General features: G+C 33.9%; 19 protein-coding genes. 1 reads left to right on the top strand and 18 read right to left on the bottom strand.

The window, feature by feature from the left end; genetic code table 11:
• The first annotated feature begins 163 nt into the window (after positions 1–163).
• Positions 164–730 (top strand): DoxX family protein, encoded by a 567-nt coding sequence (locus ACNQFZ_RS08565; RefSeq protein ID WP_458414859.1) that lies wholly within the window; start codon positions 164–166, stop codon positions 728–730.
• 54 nt (positions 731–784) lie between these two features.
• On the opposite strand, the gene ACNQFZ_RS08570 is transcribed toward ACNQFZ_RS08565, so the two are convergent.
• From ACNQFZ_RS08570 to ACNQFZ_RS08655, 18 genes are all read right to left on the bottom strand, one after another.
• On the bottom strand, positions 785–1,093 hold the full coding sequence (locus tag ACNQFZ_RS08570) for a hypothetical protein (RefSeq protein WP_458414860.1): 309 nt from the start codon (positions 1,091–1,093) through the stop codon (positions 785–787).
• A gap of 371 nt (positions 1,094–1,464) precedes the next feature.
• Positions 1,465–2,799, bottom strand: a complete 1,335-nt coding sequence (locus ACNQFZ_RS08575; RefSeq protein ID WP_458414861.1) for an MFS transporter — start codon at positions 2,797–2,799, stop codon at positions 1,465–1,467.
• A gap of 218 nt (positions 2,800–3,017) precedes the next feature.
• Entirely contained in the window at positions 3,018–3,308 is a 291-nt protein-coding gene (locus ACNQFZ_RS08580) for a hypothetical protein (RefSeq protein WP_458414862.1), read from the bottom strand.
• 115 nt (positions 3,309–3,423) lie between these two features.
• Positions 3,424–4,818: an aminotransferase-like domain-containing protein gene (locus ACNQFZ_RS08585; RefSeq protein WP_458414863.1), complete on the bottom strand. Its 1,395-nt coding sequence runs from the start codon at positions 4,816–4,818 to the stop codon at positions 3,424–3,426.
• Positions 4,819–4,991: 173 nt separating this feature from the next.
• Positions 4,992–7,550, bottom strand: coding sequence for an S-layer homology domain-containing protein (locus ACNQFZ_RS08590; protein WP_458414864.1), 2,559 nt, complete (start codon positions 7,548–7,550; stop codon positions 4,992–4,994).
• 274 nt (positions 7,551–7,824) lie between these two features.
• Positions 7,825–8,307, bottom strand: a complete 483-nt coding sequence (locus tag ACNQFZ_RS08595; protein ID WP_458414865.1) for a DinB family protein — start codon at positions 8,305–8,307, stop codon at positions 7,825–7,827.
• Positions 8,308–8,584: 277 nt separating this feature from the next.
• Entirely contained in the window at positions 8,585–9,187 is a 603-nt protein-coding gene (locus ACNQFZ_RS08600; RefSeq protein ID WP_458414866.1) for a YIP1 family protein, read from the bottom strand.
• Between the two features lie 766 nt (positions 9,188–9,953).
• A complete protein-coding gene (locus tag ACNQFZ_RS08605; RefSeq protein WP_458414867.1) occupies positions 9,954–11,225 on the bottom strand; it encodes a DUF3999 family protein in 1,272 nt (423 codons plus the stop codon).
• A complete protein-coding gene (locus ACNQFZ_RS08610) occupies positions 11,209–13,761 on the bottom strand; it encodes a DUF2339 domain-containing protein (protein ID WP_458414868.1) in 2,553 nt (850 codons plus the stop codon). The genes ACNQFZ_RS08605 and ACNQFZ_RS08610 overlap by 17 nt, the downstream gene beginning before the upstream one ends.
• A 461-nt stretch (positions 13,762–14,222) precedes the next feature.
• On the bottom strand, positions 14,223–16,058 hold the full coding sequence (locus ACNQFZ_RS08615; protein ID WP_458414869.1) for a hypothetical protein: 1,836 nt from the start codon (positions 16,056–16,058) through the stop codon (positions 14,223–14,225).
• Positions 16,059–16,348: 290 nt separating this feature from the next.
• Positions 16,349–16,732, bottom strand: coding sequence for a hypothetical protein (locus ACNQFZ_RS08620; protein WP_458414870.1), 384 nt, complete (start codon positions 16,730–16,732; stop codon positions 16,349–16,351).
• 140 nt (positions 16,733–16,872) lie between these two features.
• On the bottom strand, positions 16,873–18,492 hold the full coding sequence (locus ACNQFZ_RS08625; protein WP_458414871.1) for a recombinase family protein: 1,620 nt from the start codon (positions 18,490–18,492) through the stop codon (positions 16,873–16,875).
• Positions 18,493–18,529: 37 nt separating this feature from the next.
• On the bottom strand, positions 18,530–18,709 hold the full coding sequence (locus tag ACNQFZ_RS08630; RefSeq protein ID WP_458414872.1) for an SHOCT domain-containing protein: 180 nt from the start codon (positions 18,707–18,709) through the stop codon (positions 18,530–18,532).
• Between the two features lie 67 nt (positions 18,710–18,776).
• On the bottom strand, positions 18,777–19,508 hold the full coding sequence (locus ACNQFZ_RS08635) for an Ig-like domain-containing protein (protein WP_458415349.1): 732 nt from the start codon (positions 19,506–19,508) through the stop codon (positions 18,777–18,779).
• Positions 19,493–19,945 (bottom strand): phage portal protein, encoded by a 453-nt coding sequence (locus ACNQFZ_RS08640; RefSeq protein ID WP_458414873.1) that lies wholly within the window; start codon positions 19,943–19,945, stop codon positions 19,493–19,495. The genes ACNQFZ_RS08635 and ACNQFZ_RS08640 overlap by 16 nt, the downstream gene beginning before the upstream one ends.
• A 164-nt stretch (positions 19,946–20,109) precedes the next feature.
• Positions 20,110–20,781: a hypothetical protein gene (locus tag ACNQFZ_RS08645; protein ID WP_458414874.1), complete on the bottom strand. Its 672-nt coding sequence runs from the start codon at positions 20,779–20,781 to the stop codon at positions 20,110–20,112.
• Between the two features lie 213 nt (positions 20,782–20,994).
• The gene (locus ACNQFZ_RS08650; protein ID WP_458414875.1) at positions 20,995–21,336 is read right to left on the bottom strand and encodes a DUF4181 domain-containing protein; all 342 of its coding nucleotides are present in this window, start codon (positions 21,334–21,336) and stop codon (positions 20,995–20,997) included.
• Between the two features lie 103 nt (positions 21,337–21,439).
• Positions 21,440–21,886: a hypothetical protein gene (locus ACNQFZ_RS08655; protein ID WP_458414876.1), complete on the bottom strand. Its 447-nt coding sequence runs from the start codon at positions 21,884–21,886 to the stop codon at positions 21,440–21,442.
• Positions 21,887–22,023: the final 137 nt, after the last annotated feature.

Here is a 22,023-nt window from a genome sequence, read left to right on the forward strand (position 1 = left end):
AAAACTCTTGGACCACTCCTTTTATTATAATAGAACTTCAACTTATTTTTTATTTAAAAGAAAAACCCAAAAATGACACCCTTTTTAACATTTCCCATAATATGTATTGTTTTCTTTGAAAATAGAAAATTAGAAACACCTTACAAAAGGGGGATTTATAAAAATGAAAAACCAAACGATCCTTATTCCTGAAAATCCAGTATCTTCATTTTTATTTAACAATACACGGTCTGCGTTCATTTGGCTAATCATCCGATTATATCTAGGCTATGCTTGGATAAGTGCAGGTTGGCATAAAGTAACCGACCCAAATTGGACAGGAGAAAATGCAGGTGCATCTGTGGCAGGATTTGTACAGGGGGCATTAGGAAAAGCTGCGGAAGGAAAAGATGTAACCGGATGGTACGCTTCATTCTTAGAAAATTTCGTTTTACCGCACGCCACTACATTCTCTTACTTAGTTGCTTACGGTGAAATATTAGTTGGTTTAGGATTAATCTTCGGTCTATTGACAGGTATTGCTGCCTTTTTTGGCTCCTTAATGAATGTAAGCTTCCTCTTTGCAGGAACACTGAGCACAAATCCATTATTATTTATACTTGCGACATGGCTAGTGTTGGCCTGGAAAGTGGCAGGTTGGTACGGCTTAGACCGCTGGGTACTCCCACGTTTAGGGACACCCTGGGATAGAGGGAAACGGACCGTTATGAAATCCGATACAAATGGCTAAAAATTTAGTGAACAGTAACGGCCCGCTATTGAACGAACTTACTTTTTTTAAAATTTAAGACCTTCTCGTTTGCTGTGAAGCACGGTCTAAATAAGATGTACTTGCGTTTGGTGTAGCAATAATAGCACCATCTCCATATTCTACATCCCATTCATCTTCATCCCAGTCTACATCAAGTTCTAGTTCCTCGTTAGTAGTCGCTAAAGAAACTTGATTGTTATTTAAAATATTTTCTGTTTGTGTAGGAACGGCAACATCATTGTTAGATGCGATTTGACCACTTGTATCAATGGATTGTAAAAAGAGTGTAAAAGCTGATACCCCTCCAAAACCAATAACCCATTTTAACCATTTATTTTTCATAACTTACTCAACCCTTTCTAATTGAATTTGACTTTTATCTACTTTATTTATTGATACATGGCTATAAACATTTGATACAGTTATAGGAATTTTTGTTTTTATCCCCTTCACAGTTATTATCTTAGCTAGACAAACTGAAAAAAAAATGATAAATTTTGTTTTTTACAAAAAAACATCCATAATCATGTGCTTTCGTTCAGCCCACTATGAAAATAATATTCCATCAGCTACTTATTGCTTCCTATAAGTGATTTGCCATAAAAAGGAACCCTCACTTCTCTTTGCCGAAGTGAGGGTTTTATTATTTATGGTGTTTGAAGTTAACAATTTAGTACTTAATAAACACCCCTTATTTATTTTTTGTAATTGATCTAACAAATTTCAGAATTTCGGATTTTTTCATTAACGTTACTTGTTTTTTGGATACCGGACCAAATAACAATTGGAATAAGCAGTAATGAAAACACAGCACCAGCAATTGAAAGGGCTGCATAACTAGATTGGGCCACAACCATTCCAGATAGGCCTCCACCTAATGCACCTGACAAAGCAATCCACACATCTACAGAACCCTGCGTCTTAGCCCGAGTAGAGGGGGGTGTTGCATCTACAAGGATTGCTGTGCCACTAATTAAACCAAAATTCCAGCCAAGGCCAAGTAAAGCAAGCGCTGTAATGAGTACAACCATTGAATCCGCAGGTCCTATAGCAGCTAGAATCCCAGAAGCAAGGAGCGTAATGGCAGAAGCAATGGCCATAGTTACACGACCAATTTTATCAACAAGAAAACCAGTTACTAACGAAGGTAAAAACATAGCACCTATGTGAATTCCAATTACAAGCCCTACTTCTTTCAAATCATATCTATGGTGTCCCATATGTATGGGTGTCATCGTCATAATTGCCATCATCACAAATTGGGGTAGAACCATTACTGCAGCTCCTGCCAAAACGCCCCGCCTATTTACCGATAATAAATTAGAATTCTCCTTTAAACGTAAATTACTGGTTGATCTTTGAGCGTCCGATATTGCTTTTGCAACAATAAAGGGATCCGGACGAAGTAAAATGAATAGAACTAAACCAGCAAGTATATACGCTGCGGAAGCTAATATAAATGGACCAGCTAAAACAGGAATTCCTATGGATATCGCAAACTCACCCATTACATTCACCAGATTCGGGCCTGCAACAGCACCGAATGTAGTGGAAACCAAGGCCATACTAATGGCCTTTGCCCTTTGGGTTGAGTTGGCCAAGTCCGTTCCTGCGTAGCGTGCTTGTAAGTTTGTAGCTGATCCGGCCCCGTAGATTAGGAGTGAAAAAAATAAAAGTAGAATGCTATTCGTTAATGCTGAAATGACTACCCCAATGGCACCGATGCCTCCGGCTATAAATCCCGCTGCAAGTCCAGAACGACGTCCAAATCGCTGAGAAAGTCGTCCTACAAGCAGTGCCGCACCTGCTGACCCTAAAGTGAATAACGCCGTAGGAATTCCCGTTAAACTATCTGTACCTAACATGTCTTGAGCTAGAAGTGCCCCGACTGTTACTCCTGCTGCAAGTCCTGCTCCTCCAAAAATTTGGGACAGAACCACAATCATTAATGTTCTCTTATATAATTGTTTTTGTTTTTCTGGAGAACTAATATAGACTTGTAACCAAGCTGATTGAACGTCTAACTTTTTTGCGCTATCTTGTAACACAATCTAACCTACCTTTCTAAAAAGCTATTCTTTATAAAACCTCCAACTAGATTTCAAACATCATAGCATGCGTAAAAAAACCATACAATAATATAATTGTATGGCAGACAATTTTTCCAATCGCTTCATCATCTTTGATAAAATAATAATAATAATAATTATTGTGAACTTCGAATTACTTTCACTTTCATCGTTCTTCCACCCTTTTTAGTTATATCTTAAGCCACACTATAAATTTTTACTTCAGGGTTAGCACTCCATAATGGCTTAAGACCAACAAAAACATCATTATTAAACAGTTCACTTTTTAGATAAGCTTCTGCATTCTCAACACTATCAAATCCATGAAGAACCTGAACATCTTCATTTCGAATTAGAAGTTCCTTGGAAACGGCACCTTTGACTTGTGTTAAAAAAGGTTCGCGGTAATCAGTGTATACCTTAGCTGCTGCCGGACGGTTTGCTTCATCAATAAACATTGTAATTTCTAAATAAACTTTTGTACTCATGTTATCAACCTCCAAAATTTTATTTGTACTGAATTAACAATTCCATATTAGCACCCACAAAAAGGCCATACAATATTGAAATTGTATGGCGAACAATTTAGTAATCGTATATTAACTAATATTGGGTAAGGTTATTTAGTAAGCCTTTAAGAATAATCAATCCTTGCTCAAGCTCTTCAAGCGTTGCCGGTGCACAGACAGCAACCCTTACAGCCCTCTCTGGACAACTATTTCCAACTACAAAACGTTCAGCTGCATACACTTGTACCCCCTGCTGTGCAGCTAACGATTCAAATTCAGCACCTGTAATCTTGCCTGGTAATAGCAACCAGCGAAAAATGCCTGTCTCAATACCTAAACACGTAAAGTCTTCCAAATATCGATTGAAGACTTTGTTTCTGCTAATATTTTGTTCTCTATGGTACTTAATTAAGACTTCAAATTGATTTGATACAATTGTACGTGCTGCTAGTTCTGCTAGTAACGGGGAAACAGATACATTTAAATTATAAAGTGCCTTTGAAATAGACTCCTTGAATTGACTCGGAACTGCTACATAGGCTAGTCGTAACCCCGGTGCTAATGATTTTGATAAACTTGCAATGTAGATAACCTGATCAGGTGCAAATGATGCGATTGCTGGAAGTGGCCTTTCACTTAGGAGGTGATACGACGCATCTTCAATTATGAACTGATTATACTTTTTGGCCATTGCTGCAATCACTTTTCTATTCTCGACAGACATAAAAGAAGCTGTCGGATTATGACAATCTGGGATCAAGTAAATACCTTTAATATTGTCATTTTTACACGCATATTCCAAGGCAGTTGGACTCATTTCATGGTTCTCTGATTTTATCGGAACTAATTGGATACTAAGCATAGCTGCAACAGTTTTTAAGCCAGGGTAAGTATGATCATCAACACCAATGCGATCTCCTGGCCTACATAGACTCGCCAGTGTAGCGGCAATCGCATTTTGCCCCCCATTTGCAAATACAATGTGATCAACTGTTGTTTCAAACCCACCTCTTCGGATTAGCTTTACAGCGGCATCCTTTTGCCAAAGGCTTTCGCCTGCTCGACCATAACCAAACCATTTTTCATAATCTGTCTCTTGCAACATACTTTTTAGTTGGAGTAACAATGGCTCGTAAGAAGCATTATCTGGAAGTGTTGCTCCCATTTCAATCAAGTGCTTTGGCTTTTTATCTTCAAGTAAATACGCATTCGATAAAGCATCATACGATACAAATGTGCCACTCCCAACAGTCGCGCTTAACAAGCCATTTAACTCACACACTTTAAATGCTTTTGAAATGGTACTCAAATTTAAATCTAAATAATCGGCCAATTCTCGCTGCGGAGGAAGTTTTGTTCCAGGTAATAACACTCCGTTTAAAATATCCTGTTCCAATTGCCTTGCGAGTTCTTGATAAATAGGCTTTTTCGTTTTATCAATTAATGGCTTCCAGCTCATCGGGTAGTTTTCAAAAGAATTAATCGGCATGATACTCATCCTTTTTCACACAATTATATGATTAAATCTTGTGCCTGTCACTTGTCGAACCATGACACTAAATAAAAAGAAATAGACTCTCCCCCAAAGGTTAAGGTCTATTTCAAAAGTCTGATTACCTATAGAGATTTCATAAGTTTATTATAGTAACTGTACTACTGTTCCTATCTATTCAATGCCCTAACAATAATTACTGCCGACTCACCTCTAGTTGTGTTACCTTGCGGCCTAATAGTGCCATCCTCGTAACCTCCGATAATTCCCTCAGCAATTGCTGTTTCTAACGATTCCATCGCCCATTTTGATGTTTTTGATTCATCATTAAATGTGTTTAATGGTTTAGTATGCTCTAATTTAAATGCGTTCACAATCATAGCTGCCATCTGTTCCCTAGTGATTGGATCGTTTGCTCCAAATATTGATTTGTTATATCCATTTATTATTCCATGAGAATGTGCAGTTGCTATTGCCTGTTTAGCCCAATGTTTTTCAGTATCATTGAATATTTTTCCATCATCAACTTCCTTTAAATGTAGTACCTTCATAAGAATGGATGCAAATTCTGCTCTAGTTATCGTTTGATTAGGTCTAAATGTTTGATTTGGATACCCACTAATATATTCTTCGTTAACTAATTGCGTAATTGCTTTTTCAGCCCAGTGACCTCTAATATCACTAAATTGAACCGCCGTTTGTGCTTTCGATTTATCTTTATCCTCAACTGACTCAAGAGTTTCTTGTTTTTGTTCTTCCTTAACAGTAGCGATGACAGCAAATTTTGTAAAATGGATAACCTCTCCACTTACCTTTCCACTGTTTACATCTACTTCCACATTGTCAAGCGCAACCCATTTGTTCAATACTTCATTATACCAAAATACACCAATATTATAGTTTTCGACATCGTACTTTGATTTGTCAAAAGGTAGAGTAATTGTTACCGCTTTATCAAAGTCCCCTGACTTATCCTTTGTAATCTCATAAACATCACTAATCATGTTACTATTTTCAGGTATTACTAGACTGGAAGTGTTAGTCATCTTCTTAATCGTTACTTTAATACTACTTGTATGTGCATTGGCTGGGATATCAATTTTTGCGCCTGCCTTTTCAATTGAGCCTCCATTTAATGCAGAAATCTCCTTTACGTCTGAGGAAGGACCTCCACCACCTCCTCCACTACCACCAGTGGAGCTGCCGTTATTACTTACTGTTAAAACGGCTTTTACAAGATTTGAATATAGAAATTCGGTACCATCCTTAACAGCTGAAATTTTATACCAATAAGTAGTATTCGGTTGCACATTACTATCTATATAAATAGTATCTTGGGTTGTTAAGGTAGCAATTGAATCAAATTCGCCTAGTTCATCTTCACCTTTACTTCGGTATAACGTATATGATTCGGCTGCTGCTAGAGAATTCCAAGTTAGTTCGATAGAGTTTCTTTTTGAAATAGATGTTAGCTCAATTTTGTCAAGTTCCTCAATGGGAACTTCTACAATATTTTGGGCATTCAATGGGTCTATTAAAAAGATACTTACAATCTTTTGATAATCTCTTATCTCCAAAGCCACAGTAACGTTATTCCACTTTCCTGCCTCCGCTGAACTTGAGCTTCCAGCCGTAAGAGAACCTTCTGATATTTCCCGTCCATCATTTAAGACCCATTTAGATAAAAAATCTGTTGCCAACCAACTCACTTTATCTTTCGGTTCTTCTTCAATCCATACATCCATGTTTATTTTTGCAAAAGTAAAACCTTCATCCGCATGCAGGGACCCAAAACTATTATCATACGAAATGGTTTTTACATTTATTTTAGTCTTTGGAAAAGATGCACCTTTTTCTACCACTTGAAGAGCTATTACTTGAGCAAATGAAACTTTTTCTTCCGTCACTTTACTGTCCAAAGGCACAATATGTACCTGCAGTTCACCACGAAATCCATCTATAGTTACCATCAATGGGATATAAATAGTCCTTAATTTATTTGTTTCCTCCTGAATTTCTACTTCAAGAGTTTGATTATCAATAACCGTTCCTTTTTCATTTTTTAAAAAATCAACTACATCACTATTCCACCTTACGCCAGAAGGCAGTTCTATTCTAAATGTATCACCACTGGTGATGGTATAAATAGTAGATTCATCAATCCTAAGCATAGAGGCATCTTCAATTGAAAATAAATGGTCATTATAGACCGTTTGTACTTTGTCGACTCTAGCAAACGTTTGACCAACACCTACAACAGCGATTGTGTATTGGCCACCAGATAGCGTTGAATCCCTAGGATCGATAGTTAACTTAATCTCTCCTTCCGCTCCGTCTACTTCAAAGTATAACGGAAGTTTGATTTCTTTCTTAGAATCTCCAACTAATTTACTTGGGTCAACGATTTGTAGTTCTAAGTCACGAGTAGTAGCAGATACTATTTTAATAGCTTCATTAGATTGATACTCATCTTTTAACCAATTAACACCCGAAGGTAAACTTAGTCGGAACGTATCCTCAGTTGAAAATGGCATATCATCTTCCCTAATAATGATATTATTTTCAGCTTTTCCTGAAACTGATTTATAATCGTCATCAACATATAATACTTTATCAACGATATTTTTTGTGTTAGCAGCCTCAACAACTGTTACACCAATTGAAGCCACAACAACAGCCAATAACACCGTAATAAACCAGGTAAATAAATACCTCTTACTTTTCCCCACACAATCCCCACCTTTATTTATTAGTTTTATCAAACTCTTATTTTTATAGTTAAATAGTACCATAAATGGTATATAATTTCCTGAAATTGTCTGAAAACATTAAAAATTTCGCTTTTATTATTTTTATTAAAATAAAAAATCACCCCATAGAATGATGGAGTGAAAAATGATTTAATATTGGTTTGGTTATTAGTGCCCGCGCAGTTGTCTCGAGAAATAATCCAAAAATTAAACATTAGTTAGTTATGTTTAATTTTTGGATTAGCCATTCCAATTAAGCATGGTTTGAACCTTCAATTGCCCGTTGAATCGCATAAATAACTCCCGTATGCATTCCTTCATGATGTAAACTAAAAACAAGGATTTCTCCAATTGTTTCCATCTTAAAACCAAGCCGTACAAAAGGTTTTATTACTTTTTCCTGCAGGCGATTGCCGAGAGATTCCTTGATATAATCAGTTTGCTTTTTTAATTCATAGGATAAGGTTTGAATCGTTGGAGGTTCTACGTTCCATTCGCTTGGTCTTGTCCGATTGCCAAATAGGGTAACAAATTCTGGAGAAAGTTGTGACGGTAATCCCGCAAAGTTCGAAGCAAGCTGATCCTGAACAATTAAAATATGACCAACGTTCCAACGTATTGTATTGTTAAATCCCTTAGGCATAATATCAGCCACATCTTCTGTAATAGATTCCAACTTTTGAAGAGTAATAGCTCGAACCACTTCTACTTGTCTCAGCACCATATCGTCTGTCATAATATTCCACCCTCTTAATACGATTTCAAATTTTGTGTATTATACACCTCTGAGGTTTTGTTTAAATTTCCGTTTAACGCGAATCCTCTCGTTATCCTCAAACCTCTCTTTCATCCATTATACTCTTATGTATCCAAATAGCTGCCGCAGAACCTTTGTCACCTGTTTCGAATGAGCAACCACATCACCCGCTGACTATACATTAAGTATATTATGTTTTCAAACCACTTCCAACGCTGATGGGAGTGACCTTTTCTGATTGAAGCTTTATTTTTATCTAGTATCCTTTGGGAATTTGTATAGGTTCAATATATTTTTCCATCATATCTACTCCAAAACTAAAGAAAAGACAGAAGAGCAAGGTACCAATAATAATATTTATTAAAGCTTTCCAAATAGTAAAATGTTGTACAGTGCTTATACATCCTGTTATAATAACCAACGCCCAAATTAATGTAATGAAGTTGAGTAATAAAAATAAATTGGGGTTATATATATCCTTACCATTAACAAATAGGATCAATTCTATAATCCATAACATTAAGATTAATAAAAAGGGCATACAGGCAGCTGATACACAATAAAAGATGGATATTAGTGATGCTTTCCCTCTTAAAATCTTTCCAACACAAAATAAAAATAGACAAAATATAAATAATATACATAATAAACCAAGTAACTGCACAGAATTCAATATTAAATTGCCTTTAACGCTAAACCCCACATGTACTTTTGGGTGTCTTAATGTTAATAAAAAGGTTAAAAATAAAAAGGATTGAAAACTTATAAAATATCCTTTCCAATTTGATAATATATATTGAAATGTTTTCCTAGGGGAAAATAAAATTGTAATCCATGGATTAAATAAGATGTTCCTCAACTTTTTTTCTCCTTTCAATATAATATGGTGCCTTTTCGATTGCTTCAACTAGGCAAGTTGTTTTTATCTGCTTTTATGGTCGCTTATATACTGTATAGTCAAATGCAAAATTAATCTTTAACCATATATATTTTAGACTTTTCTTTTTCATCTTTCGACACACCAACTGTAAATTCCTTCCTAAAAATATAGGGACTATTGACACCCAAAGCAATGGATAATAAACCAAAATCAGGAAAAGGATACGGTTAATCGTTATTTTCTCCGTCACACTTGACTAGAGCTGATAACGATTAAAAAATCACCCCTTCTCCGCCACATTGGCTAGAGCTGGGGTGATTTTGTTTTGTTTTTTTTTAAAGTATCAGGAAAATTGTCCCATGTAGAGCTATACACCACTAATTTTTGGTGCCTGTTCATCGCGACCCTATAAGTGGACAATATAATTTCCCTTATATACATTTGCTTTGCTGTTAATATGCTATAATTCTTGCAAGTACAATTCAATTCCATACAGCTTGCGAGGGCGGTCAGCTCATCCCCAATAGAGAGGGGGTGAGACTATGGTGTCATATGATGCAGCAAACTTACCATTAAGTTTTGGTGTATTTACATTAACATTAATCATATACCACAAAGAAATAACACAAATCATTTATTAGTAATGCTACTTTTCAAATTTCAACACTGCAACATTTTCCACGTGGCTTGAGTGGTGATGGCAGACATATTGAGCTAGTGGTGTTTACCTTAAAAATAGCAAAATCTAGGCTTTATTGTTTAATTTCCTCAACAAAAATATTGCAAGCAGAATCGATATCGCCACAACAATTACATTAAAAATCACTTTCAAGTTCAAGCCTTTTAAATGATTTGTTTTAGCTGTGTCTTCATTTAAAGGCACCGCACTATCCAGGTTCAAAATATCTTGTTTTTCTTTTTCAATATAGCCCTGAAATTGCTTCAAATCATATTGAGGCAATTGTGCTTGTGGATTTCCGTAATACAAACGATACGGAGCTTTCCCATTATTCTCGAAAACAATTTTATCAATGTTATAAACAACATTAACATCCTGAATATCTAAAGGCGGGTTATCCCGATTCGCAATTCGGATTGTAATCTGTTTATCAGAAATCGGATATTGAGCTAATGAAATGCTAGTATTAGAAATTTGAATATCCTGAAAAGAAAGATTATACAACTCTTGAATACCTTCCATTTCAATCTTTCGCTGTTCAGAGCCAAATAGAAGGTAGGAACGTTGAAAATTCCCGCTTACTTCCAAGCTGATTTCCTTAATTTTTAATTGTTGCGGATTTTCCAGTTGAATAATTGTTTCCTTATCCTCATTCTTAATTTCATAACTAAGCCTAGTACTTTTTTGATAATCTTGCCATTCTGAGGATGTTTCACTATAGATTAATTCAAGTTTGGATAGTGAAATTTTCTCTGCATTGTCGACAATTTCGATACGATAATAACTGTATTTGTATTCCTGTTCAAGTGGTACTTCATTTTTTTGTAAACGGTCAGTTCGAAAAATATAATCACGACCAACCTGTTCCCAATGGTTTCCGTCAAAGCTCCCGTAAATAACAAGATGCTTCAAAAAGTTTTGATCTGGCAAGGAAAACACAAGTTTATTCCCGATAATATCCTGACTTTCACGTATCGGATTAATTTTATAATCAAATAACGAGTCATTATTCTTCTGCATTTTAGAGATTAGTATTGAGTCGTGAACAATTCTATTATTCTCGGAATCTGTTTGTCCGTTCTGAATATAATATGGAATCGCAGTTCCTTCGTTATCAATAATGCGTAGATCTGCTAAATTAGGTAATGTATGCTCATAAACTTCTTCAGTCATATAAACAGCTTTGTAACTGCTGCTTCCCTCAAGCTGGATAGGATTGTATAAGCTCCAATCCTTCCACGAATTTTGTGTAGTAGCTGCTGATACGTTACGATCCGGAATACACCAAATCATTATGGCCACGATAATAGCTAACAAAAGGTTAATTCTTATCCGCAATGCGTTGACCCTCCAATTTCCTCGAACCTTCTAACATGTTCGAGACTTTTTGATATATAAATGAAATTCCGAGCAGGACCAAACCAAAGCTAAAATAAGCGAAAATTTTGCTGCCTTGCGTCAAAAACGACAGATCAAATAAGAATAGCTTCGTCGTAGAAATTAATGAAAGTGCCAAGCCTATTCTTCGAATATAAACAAAATGCCTTTTGAAACCGTACAGAATGAAAGCAATCGCTAAAAGCAAATAGGCAATGCTTAACCATAGATTTTCTATACCAAGCCTGAACTGAACAATCATAAATGCAGTAATATTTGTAAGTAAATACAGACTGATAATAAGAGGTAACATTTCGATATTTTTAAAGTTTCGTTGAATAAGCATTTTGATCAAATCAATCGCGCTGAATAAGACAAAGATATGAAAGCCTATTAATATTCCCATAGCGAAATAATGATAAAAAGCGTTATCAATGAAAGGAATCTCCAACACTGGGATGGATAAGGTGATGTACAAGCAAATGAAGTATCCGATGACATTTAAGAACATTCGATAATACGTCACAATCCGGTCCTGAATCAAAGGAATTTTGGATAATAAATAAGCCGTTCCAATTGTGATAAATGCAGCAAGAATAAGCTTGTAAAATTCAAAATGATAAAATTGTACTGGTGCCAAATGGTCATATAATTTCATTCCTGTATAAAGCAAATAGACCCAAACATTACCTAATGTCACATATTTGAAAAAGGATATATTGTCGCCGATTACACTATACTTATATTTCTTATTCTCGGCCCTCTCACGCAAATAATAGAATGTAACAGTAAGCATCGCCAATGTAACTGCTGCATATTTCAAATGAAGATCTATACTAACCGCATACTCTAGGAGCATCTGAGTAAAATCCAGCCCGTAAAAAACAACTATACTGATAAGAAATAAGCTCCAACCTGCTATTTCCATCCGTTTTATTTTGCTTCGATAACCATATATAAGTAAGATAACTCCCTCTATTAACCATCCAAGCGACACCCATTGAGCACCGAACTGAAATGGCACCATTAAAACGGCAAAGGTGAAAGAAGTTGCATAAAACATAAGCATTGTACTTTTTTCTTGAGCCATCACTTTTTCAATAAATTGTCCCAATCCAATATAAACAATGGCAAAGAGAAGCGCTAGCAAGCCACGGAATTCAACGTATCCTGCCTTTTCGAATAGAAGGTACAAAATAGTGCAACTAAGAAAAGTATTTATACCGAGTAAAACAACATCCATTGTACGAAGACCCTGCTTCTTTTTAAATGGATAAGCCAACGTAATCGTCAAATACATTACAAACGTTAGTAGTGAATAGATCATGCTAATGATTTCGTTAGGTGCTTCGTACACAAGATAGACAAGCGACGGAAGATGAAAGATAAAGCTAATGTAATTGACAACATTCCATTTTCTCGAGAATGAGATGAGTAAAACAGAAAGGTTTAATAGTAATAAATAGCCCATCACTGCATAGTAATCAGCGCCTGTTAAACCAAAAACAAATGTATAAGAAAAAAACGGAAGGTAACCACCTACTAGACCAAATGAACAAATCGTTCTAGATTGGTAACGAAGTGAAAGAACGATAGCAACAATGGTTACCACTACCGAAAGTAAGATCCCCATCAACATATCCAAAATGTTCAATTGGAAGTAACTGTAGAAAATGGCAGCGTATAAGACAGAGATCCCCCCACCTAATAAGCCAGTGGCAAAGATTCTTTTAGACTTGCGATAAGCCCACTCTCCACCCACTAGTAAAAGCCCACCGAGCAGGAAAAAGAAGATGCCTTTCATGTAGTCATTAAACCATGTAGAATATGTATACTTCGAAGCTGCACCCACACCGAAAAGAATGAGTAAAATCCCAAGTTTATTTACCCAATTAAGTCCAATCTTCATTTCGATTTGATTTTCCTTAATTCGTGCTTTGACAACCTCTTCATTGATTGATTCTGAACCAAGATTATTTAAGCCTTCTCTTACACTTTCAAGAAGTTCTCGTTCTTTTAGTTCTAGTTGATGGCGTTGGAGGGAGAGCTTCTCCTCAAGCTCTTTTGATACTTCATCGATAGCTTGAATAATCGCTTTTTTGTCAACATCAACAAGCTTTTGAGCCTTATTTCTTAGACTTTGGATTTGTTTTTTCATTCTTTGTTCGAAAGTATCGAGCTTGTTTCGAGATTTGTCGGACTCACTACCAAAATACGTTTCTAGTTTTTTCTTCGATAATTTAATAATATTTTGCTTTTCATCCCAGATTTGCTCATGAAGAGCAACTTTTAAATGTCGATTTTCCTCCATCGTTTTTTCGTTAAGCTGCTCCAGCTCCCGATGTTGCAACTTAATCGTCTCGTATTGACGCTTTATTTCCTCGTTTTCCTTTAAAAGATTTATAGATTCATACTCAGTGACGATCGATTCGTATTCAGATGTAAGTTCCTTTTGTTTGTCCCTTATAGCTCGCAATCTTTCCTTTAAATCTGACATTTCAAACAACTCCTTCCAAAACAATAGAAACTTTCCTCTTTTTTCCGGCCATTATAACATTATGTATATTGGTTGAATCGAAAAATAAAACTATCCTAATGAAATTGACTGCTAATTAATAGGAAATTTAACCTAAACATATTTTATGTTCATTCTACCATATTTTCCATTTATCACCAAAAAAATCCTATAAAAATAGGATTGTGAAATCCTTGACTGCATATTGCAAAATTAAAATGAACTAAAAATAATAAAAACTGAGTGAGGAAAACCACCTCACTCAGTTTTTAAGTACCGCTATACTTTTATTTATTGATTTTATTGCCCTTAATGGAATTTATTGCCTGTCACTTAAAACAACATGCACCTATTATTTCAGTCTATCTTAATTCAATCTTTACAACTGCCTCGCAATGTCATGAGACGTTGAAAGGGATATAGAAGCCATGTTTTTATTTATACTAATCACTATAAAAGGAATTTGAAAAATTTGAGTACTTCCTTAAGAACTCTATATTTTGCATTTTCTCTATTAGAGGATTTAAATTACTAACTAATATTTCAAATTCCGCTTCAGAAATATTATTTTTAGTTCTATGGTTGTCTACAAATGGTAAGATACATCTTAGAAAATCATCTACCAGAGAGCTTGAACTTTTAAAGGGATGATTCTTTAAAAAATCTATAATATATTTGATAACTTCTTGAGAAGTGTTTCCTTGTAAAGAGTGTCTTAAACCTAATTTTCCCAAAATATAATCATACTCGTTTAAAACTAACTCTTTTTTTATTAAACAAAAAATCAATGCTTGTTTTAAACTTTCAAATTCTTTATCAGTAATACTTACATTATTACTCATATAGAACATCTGTAAGTCGTTAATAATAGTTCTTCTCAATGTTTCCAATTTAGATTTTATATCATAGTCATCAATATAGTTTTCGATATTATCAAGCTTATACTCTTTACTTATTTTAGGTAAAAAATCTTCTATTAACCATCTGTAAGCAGTTAATGCACCCCAAATGTTTTTTTCGTTATATTGTTCAAGTTTAGTATCATGGTGCATAGACATATTCAGGTTTAATACAACCCAAACAAAATCGTCAATAATATCCTCAGTTTTTTCAACATTAAAATATGCATGTTCACCTTCATCAAATCTTGGATTATGCGATATTATTGGAGAATATATATGTATACCAGACCAGTTTAATTGAAAAATATGCCACTTACTATCTCCATTTAAATAATCATGTTCATTTGCAAATTTTTTCATAAGATTCCACAAATGAAATTTAACTTTCAATATACGAATCCTTAAAATCCCTTCCTTTGATTCATCAAACTTATCAATTTCTAGAAAGGAAATAATATTCTTTAGCTCTCTTATATAGTAAAAATAGTAATTATCCATGATAAATAACAATTCATTAACTTCTTTTTTAGTTAGTTTTAAAAGGATATTAGAAAGAAAAAAATTAAATTTATTATTGCCAGCATTATACTTTTCTGAAATGAAGTAATTTTTACCTTTGATTTGTACTTTTTCAAAAAAAGAAAAAATTTGTTTGTGGTTATATGTTAATAAAATATCTTTAATATCATTTCTTTTAAATTCTATTGAGCAACTTCCTACTATACGATCTGGAAAATTAGGCAAAAAGCCATTAAAGTCTATGGTACTCGTACTACATTTGTAGGTAGCACTTGCATCATTATAATATTCATTAACGCTATTTTCACTTCTAGTAATTTTAGAACTACTATTATTTACTGCTTTTAATTTTTTCACTTCCTTATAAAGGTTTTCTGCAAATGATTTATCCATTCTAACTGTATTGAAAAATTCATCATATAAATAATTTTCTTTTAAAAGTGTAATAATTTGCATTTCATCGTATAATTCAATTTCCTTAATATTCGTATTTTTACCTTTATAATCTTTTTTTATTTTACACCACCATTCATGTTCATCGTGATTAAATGTACAGGGTACACATAGAGTCCATTTATTTATTGAATGATTTTTTAATGCTGTATTAAGTGACTTTTTAATTTGTTGCTTTCGTGAATCATCAAGACCTTCACAAAAAAACTTACACTGATATATATCAGGAGAAGCATTTATATCTCCTATAAAAATATCTACTCCTTTATCTCCTTGATGTGGCTCTACAGCGAATGCCTTACCGTTATTAATTTTTTTTAATAAAACTCCCATTATTTCCTCAAATTTAGATCTTGCGCCTTCAACTCTATATTGATCAATTAAATATTTAAATCCTCTATCCATAATTTGTATTCCTTTCAAAACATACATAATTACTTAAATCCATTATAGAAATGTCCCTACTATTATATATCGGTCAACAATTAACATTTCCTCTTTTTTAGAGGAATTCCTGCATTTTTCTACAAAATATTTTCCACCACCCTCGCCCCCACTTATTTATACAAAAACAAAATGCGTTGGAGAGAGAATTTCAATCTTCTCACCAACGCATTGAATTTGACGTTCAATTAATTTTACTTTTATCATACTCATTACATCTGTAAATCCCATTCCGCTTTAATTGTATTATCTTAATCAATATATTCCATTTCTTTCTCCTCATATTTCCTTTTATAATACTTGTAATAATCGTAAACTAAATTTTTTAGTTGAGATACATACATGTCATCTTCCGATATTTGAAAAGTAGTTTTCCCCTTCTCAACTTTGCCCTCAGCAATAAACATTGTTAATTGATGACTTATTCGATTGAGCCATTGGACGACTTCTTTAAACTCTTCTTTACTTACTTGTTTCCATTTTACTTTATTAAATAAAATTTCTATCTTTTCTTCGTTAATTAATCTAATATCATTAATTAATCTTGTAGCTTTTTCCCTTTTTTCAGGTTCTTCTATTGAATTTAAATATTTAATCACTTTTCTTACTAGTATGTAAAAATCCTCTCGTTTCATTTTAGATCACCCTCCTAAATTTTTTATTGTTAATTATAGGCAAATGTTTCGGTTAAAATATTAAATATTATGTAAATACAAGTATTTGACTATCATAACATAAAGTGTAAATTCCACCATATTAAAATGAATTGTATTTATTAATTTTTTGCTTGTATTTCTTCCTCAACTCTCATCCCACTCTTCAATACAAAAACAAAATGCGTTGGTGAGAGAATTTCTATCTTCTCCACCAACGCATTGAATATTCCATCATCAAATTGTTCCATCAAGCCTTCCTTTTGCTTGAATACTTCTATAATCTCTTTCACTCGTTCCTTATACTGCTCCCTTGTTTCCTGAACTTTTTCGATTTCTTGCTTTTGCTCTCGAAGCTTATCTAACTCAGTCCCAATTCTCACTTGCTCTTCTTGATACACTTCGGCATCCATGTTTCCTTTTAATTGTAGTTGCACCAATCCCTTTAACTCTAGTTTCCATTTTTCAATTTCGGCATCAATTTTCTGCACTTGTGCCTCATCCACTTTTTTCAACAATACCTTTTCAATATTTTCATTTAATCTTTGAATAAACTCACCCTGTCCTTCTTTTATACGGTTAAACACTCGGACAAATGCATCTTGTAATACTGTTTCATCCACCGCTTTAGCATCACATGCATCTTTTCCATCCATCACATACGTTTTACATTGCCAGACCACTTTCTTCGATTGATTATTGCTGTTCCATGTCCTGCGTTTAAAGATGTTATTGCAGCATCCGCAAGTTAATTTTCCGCTGAATGGGTATTTACTTGTATAGCGGTGTGCGTTTTCTTCTTTATAGCCCTTCATTGTCGCTCTCCGTTTCTTTTCAGCTTGAACTTGTTCAAATATTTCTTTTGAGATAATAGGGTCGTGGTTATTTTCAAGAAAATATTGATCAACATGCCCATTGTTTACAACTCTTTTCTTGGTGAGGAAGTCTACGGTGATGGTCTTTTGTTGTAGTAAGGCTCCATAATATTTTTCATTCGTTAAAATTTTGGTGATAGATGAATCCCACCATTTTTTATTACCCGTTCCTGTTGGAATCCCATGTGTTTCTAATCCCTTGGCTATGGCTTGATAACTTTTACCTTCTAAATATTCTCGGAAAATTCGTCTTACAATTTCTGCTTCCTTTTCATTGATGACCAATTCCCCATTTTCATCTTTGTCATAACCAAGAAATCTTGTTGTATTGCAATATACTTTTCCTTCCTTAAATCCTTGCACAATCCCCCACTTACAGTTTTCCGATATATTTCGGCTTTCATCCTGTGCAATCGAACTAAAGATTGTTAGGAATACTTCTCCAGCTGATTCTAGTGTGTTGATATTTTCCTTTTCAAATACAATGGCAATTCCTTTCTCCCTCAATTCTCTTACTTTTTCTAATAGGACAACCGTATTCCTTGAGAAGCGTGAAATGGATTTAGTCAGGATCATGTCAATTTTTCCTGCTTTGGCATCCTCTATCATCCGTAAAAAGTCAGGTCGTTTTTTATCACTCGTCCCTGAAATCCCTTCATCCGCATAAATATCAACAAATTCCCAATTCGGATTACTTTGTATTTTTTGAGTATAGTGACTTAATTGATTCGCATAGCTTTCCTTTTGTTCCTCTGAATCCGTACTTACTCGGCAATATGCACAAACTCTTAATTTCTCAGGAATTGCCATACCTTCAATTTGTGATAAGGGCTTCGCCTGAATTACTTTTACAGCTTTTTTCGCCATCTCTCATTCTCCTTCCAAACATATATTCTTTATCGTGTCACATGATATAATTGGTGAAGCCAACAATCAACTCATATTTCCGACTTTCTTCTATAATAAATGTTTTCTGATTTAACGCATCAATTTTGCGGTATTCTTCCTCTGTAATCAGCTTCTTTTCACGCAGTTCCTTCAGAATATGTACGCTTAATAAATAGTTCACTGTATGTAATTTCATTTAAATCTTCTCCCCTCGTATTCTCTATTTCTATAAATCAAAAAGGCTTACTCAAATGAGCAAGCCCCTAGAATATTCCTTTAATTTGAATAGTTTTCTCCACTTTTATGTTTGGATCACCGACAAGTGTGCAGCTTAAAATTATGTATTTGTTTGAGAAACGCTCGGCTTTCACGGTCACACTATTTCCAGTCAATGCCGTTATCGTTGCATATGTATTGGTTGTTCCATCTTGATTTCTAATGCTCCATGTTCCTGATTGGTCAAATACCTCTGTCCCATTATCATAAAATCTAGCAACAAAGGATTTACTTGAACTAACAGTTATTGTGGAATCCCCTTCAATCGTAACGGAATAATTATGTACTACTTCTTCAACGGTTGTAATCGAAATTGTATCAACAACTGTTGAATTATATGTAAGTCTGGCAGTAATAGTCGCTTGTCCACCATTGATGCCCATCACTTTCCCTGAATTATCAACGCTAACAATGGATGGGTCACTTGATATGTATGTAATGGCTGGATTCTCAACATTCTGACCGTTATCGGTTACGGTACAATTCAGGTTTATTACATCATTAATTAAAACATTGGCTGAATTGCCATTATCAATCGTAATTGTATATGTATGGGTTGTCTCATATTTCCAGCGGTCAGCAATATTATTTTCAATATCATCATATGAATTTTTCGCATCAATTTTACAAAATAGCTTAACAATCCCTTTACTTGAATGGTCTTTCCCAACTACCTTGAGCGAACAGTAACAGTGACTGTTCGTTAATGCAATCCTAATATTACATTTCTATCAGCAGTGCCATCTTCTAGCACAAAACAATTAAGAGGAGTCAGTATCGTGGCACTGAACTCCCCTTCTGAATTGATATAATGCAATTCGTAACTTTCACCGAATATTTCACTTTGCTTCCGAAGCTGAATATTATGTTCCTTATCCCAATGGCTCATTTCATAATCAATTTTATAAATGATTTCCGCATCATCCGTTTTCGATATGTAGTTAACGGGTTTTCCGAGCAAATAGCCTGTTTCATTATCAACAAACTTACGAGGGTAATTGAATATTAGTTTGCGGTTGCTTCGGCTATCTTGCATGGCATAGTCCTTAAGAATTTTATGATTTCCTTCATAGTAGTCCTTGTAGTGTTGCTTGGATAATGATTGTTTGTTTAGTTCGTTAAGACATTCTAAAATTAATTGGTCGGTAATTTCCATTTAGTCACTTCCTTTCTGAAAAATAAAAAAGAGCCTATACCTTAATGGCATAGACTCGCGCGTGTATTTTATTATATAAGTATAACAGATAACCTGATTTTTAATGGGTTATTTTCCTGTACTAATGCCCCTGTTAGTTGAGGAACGGAATTACTTTAAAGGAACTATGGTTTTTCATAACGTATGTTGCCCATAATTATATATTTAGTTTTTCCTATTGTAAGTTGTACTTCTCTATCACTCAATTTCATTGAATAATCGCTTGGTTTTTCCCAATAATAATTACCTTTATCTGTTTCAATTAAAAAGTACCTTCTTAAAATATTGGGAGGTTCATCAGCGTGAAAAGTGCCATTTATTGAAATTTGATATAAATTTTTATTAGTACTTTTAATCTCAATTGAGTTAAATTTATACTCACCTTTTTGCTTTGCTTTATCTATTAAAGTGGAAAAATCTGAAGCTACATAGACTTCACGCCATGTTGTATTAACATATTGTTTATCTAAATTCTGTTCCTTAGATTTTAGTTTCTTTAGAAAAGATGTTTCTTGCTCCGTAAGTATAGGTTCAATGTTAAATAGTTTGTTATATACAGTTTGATGGTCAATTAAAAAATAATAATTATCTGTAAAATCCCCTCTGTATTGGGTAACTTTTGAAAGTTTATCTTTTGATGGATTTTTCACAAAGTCATTAGCCACTATTTGATATTGATTAAAACTTTCCAAGGTTTCCTTATAAGTAACATCAATGTCTTTTGTTTTTCCTCGTAAAAAGATAATTACCATAAATGCTAAAACATATATAAGTACAATTCTTGTAATACGTTTCATATCTCGCCTCCTTTCCAACTCTAATTAAACGACTTAATCCCTGCATAATTTCAAAACTTTTACATTTTAGGCACAACTCTTTCTTCAACTACCCTGACCAATAGTGGAATAGCGACTGCTCAAATTTGAACAATCGCACCCGATACTTTAAGTACAATAGTTCACAATCTTATTTCTTGAGTTTACTAACTACTAATTTATCCTAAAAAATTCCTATGAATTATACATAATAAATAAACCCAATATTAGTAATATAGTTGTACTGATATATTGCTTTGAATCCTTTATATAAATAAACTCCATAATCGCCTGAAAACCAAATAATAATGCTAAATAGGTCATCCAATACAACTTCAAAATATTTTCCGAATCGTTTGTAATCACAAACCATTGTGTGCTTAAGAAGATGACAAGTATAATACCTCTACCCCATCGGTCTATATTTTTACCAGGTGTTTCCGAAATTTTTTTCTTTTGTTCACCAAGTATCTTATTTGTTAATTTTTCTATTAAAATCAGTAGAACTATTAAAATTAAAATCAATACTAACTTCATCCAATTCTCCCTTAGTATCTTAAATTTCTGAATTTTATTAACCTGCCTCTTTAGCACTAGAAGCGAATGCCTTACTAAACAATCGCACCCATTAGTTAAGTACTTAGGAAATTAAATCCTGTATCCTATTCAATGAGGTAATAATTTGAGGGAGTGGGATTATGACACTAAGAATGATATTACTTTCGAAAATTGCTTTCCAAGGTTTCAATCCATTGCGAAGTTTATAAAAAAGCAAAAATATAGATACACTCACTGCAGTATATAGAAACCATAAAAACTCCTTTTGTCTATTTACTTCATAGTTTATTTCATCAATCCTCCAAGTGTCTTTTTCAGAAAAAAATACGGCTGTTATATCCTTTTCAGCTCCTAATAAATTGAATGATTTTAGCGAGATACTATCTTTTTGTACTGCAACAATGTCATATCCATTTGGCAAGAATGAAACTTTGTAAATAATAAGATATGAAGCACAAGCAACGATACTTGCAATTAATAAAAAGGCTAAAAATTTCTTAACCTTTGTCCTAAAAGTAGTATTATTCATTTATTGAATCATCCCCCTTAAACCTCACCACTTTACCATAAAAAGCCAACATCATTGTTAACTATTCTGATCTATTAATTGAATAACCCTCTGATAAAGAAATGCAATATTCCTTACCTTGGTAAAATAACCTATTC

It is taken from the genome of Schinkia acidoalkalinis (genome assembly GCF_054301215.1).

Bases quoted from the DNA above. Each gene is read 5' to 3' on its own strand.
- ACNQFZ_RS08570 (WP_458414860.1), bottom strand. From the start codon at position 1,093: ATGAAAAATAAATGGTTAAAATGGGTTATTGGTTTTGGAGGGGTATCA.
- ACNQFZ_RS08585 (WP_458414863.1), bottom strand. From the start codon at position 4,818: ATGCCGATTAATTCTTTTGAAAACTACCCGATGAGCTGGAAGCCATTA.
- ACNQFZ_RS08640 (WP_458414873.1), bottom strand. From the start codon at position 19,945: ATGGAAATTACCGACCAATTAATTTTAGAATGTCTTAACGAACTAAAC.
- ACNQFZ_RS08580 (WP_458414862.1), bottom strand. From the start codon at position 3,308: ATGAGTACAAAAGTTTATTTAGAAATTACAATGTTTATTGATGAAGCA.
- ACNQFZ_RS08645 (WP_458414874.1), bottom strand. From the start codon at position 20,781: ATGAAACGTATTACAAGAATTGTACTTATATATGTTTTAGCATTTATG.
- ACNQFZ_RS08565 (WP_458414859.1), top strand. From the start codon at position 164: ATGAAAAACCAAACGATCCTTATTCCTGAAAATCCAGTATCTTCATTT.
- ACNQFZ_RS08625 (WP_458414871.1), bottom strand. From the start codon at position 18,492: ATGGCGAAAAAAGCTGTAAAAGTAATTCAGGCGAAGCCCTTATCACAA.
- ACNQFZ_RS08650 (WP_458414875.1), bottom strand. From the start codon at position 21,336: ATGAAGTTAGTATTGATTTTAATTTTAATAGTTCTACTGATTTTAATA.
- ACNQFZ_RS08630 (WP_458414872.1), bottom strand. From the start codon at position 18,709: ATGAAATTACATACAGTGAACTATTTATTAAGCGTACATATTCTGAAG.
- ACNQFZ_RS08620 (WP_458414870.1), bottom strand. From the start codon at position 16,732: ATGAAACGAGAGGATTTTTACATACTAGTAAGAAAAGTGATTAAATAT.
- ACNQFZ_RS08655 (WP_458414876.1), bottom strand. From the start codon at position 21,886: ATGAATAATACTACTTTTAGGACAAAGGTTAAGAAATTTTTAGCCTTT.
- ACNQFZ_RS08610 (WP_458414868.1), bottom strand. From the start codon at position 13,761: ATGTCAGATTTAAAGGAAAGATTGCGAGCTATAAGGGACAAACAAAAG.
- ACNQFZ_RS08615 (WP_458414869.1), bottom strand. From the start codon at position 16,058: ATGGATAGAGGATTTAAATATTTAATTGATCAATATAGAGTTGAAGGC.
- ACNQFZ_RS08595 (WP_458414865.1), bottom strand. From the start codon at position 8,307: ATGACAGACGATATGGTGCTGAGACAAGTAGAAGTGGTTCGAGCTATT.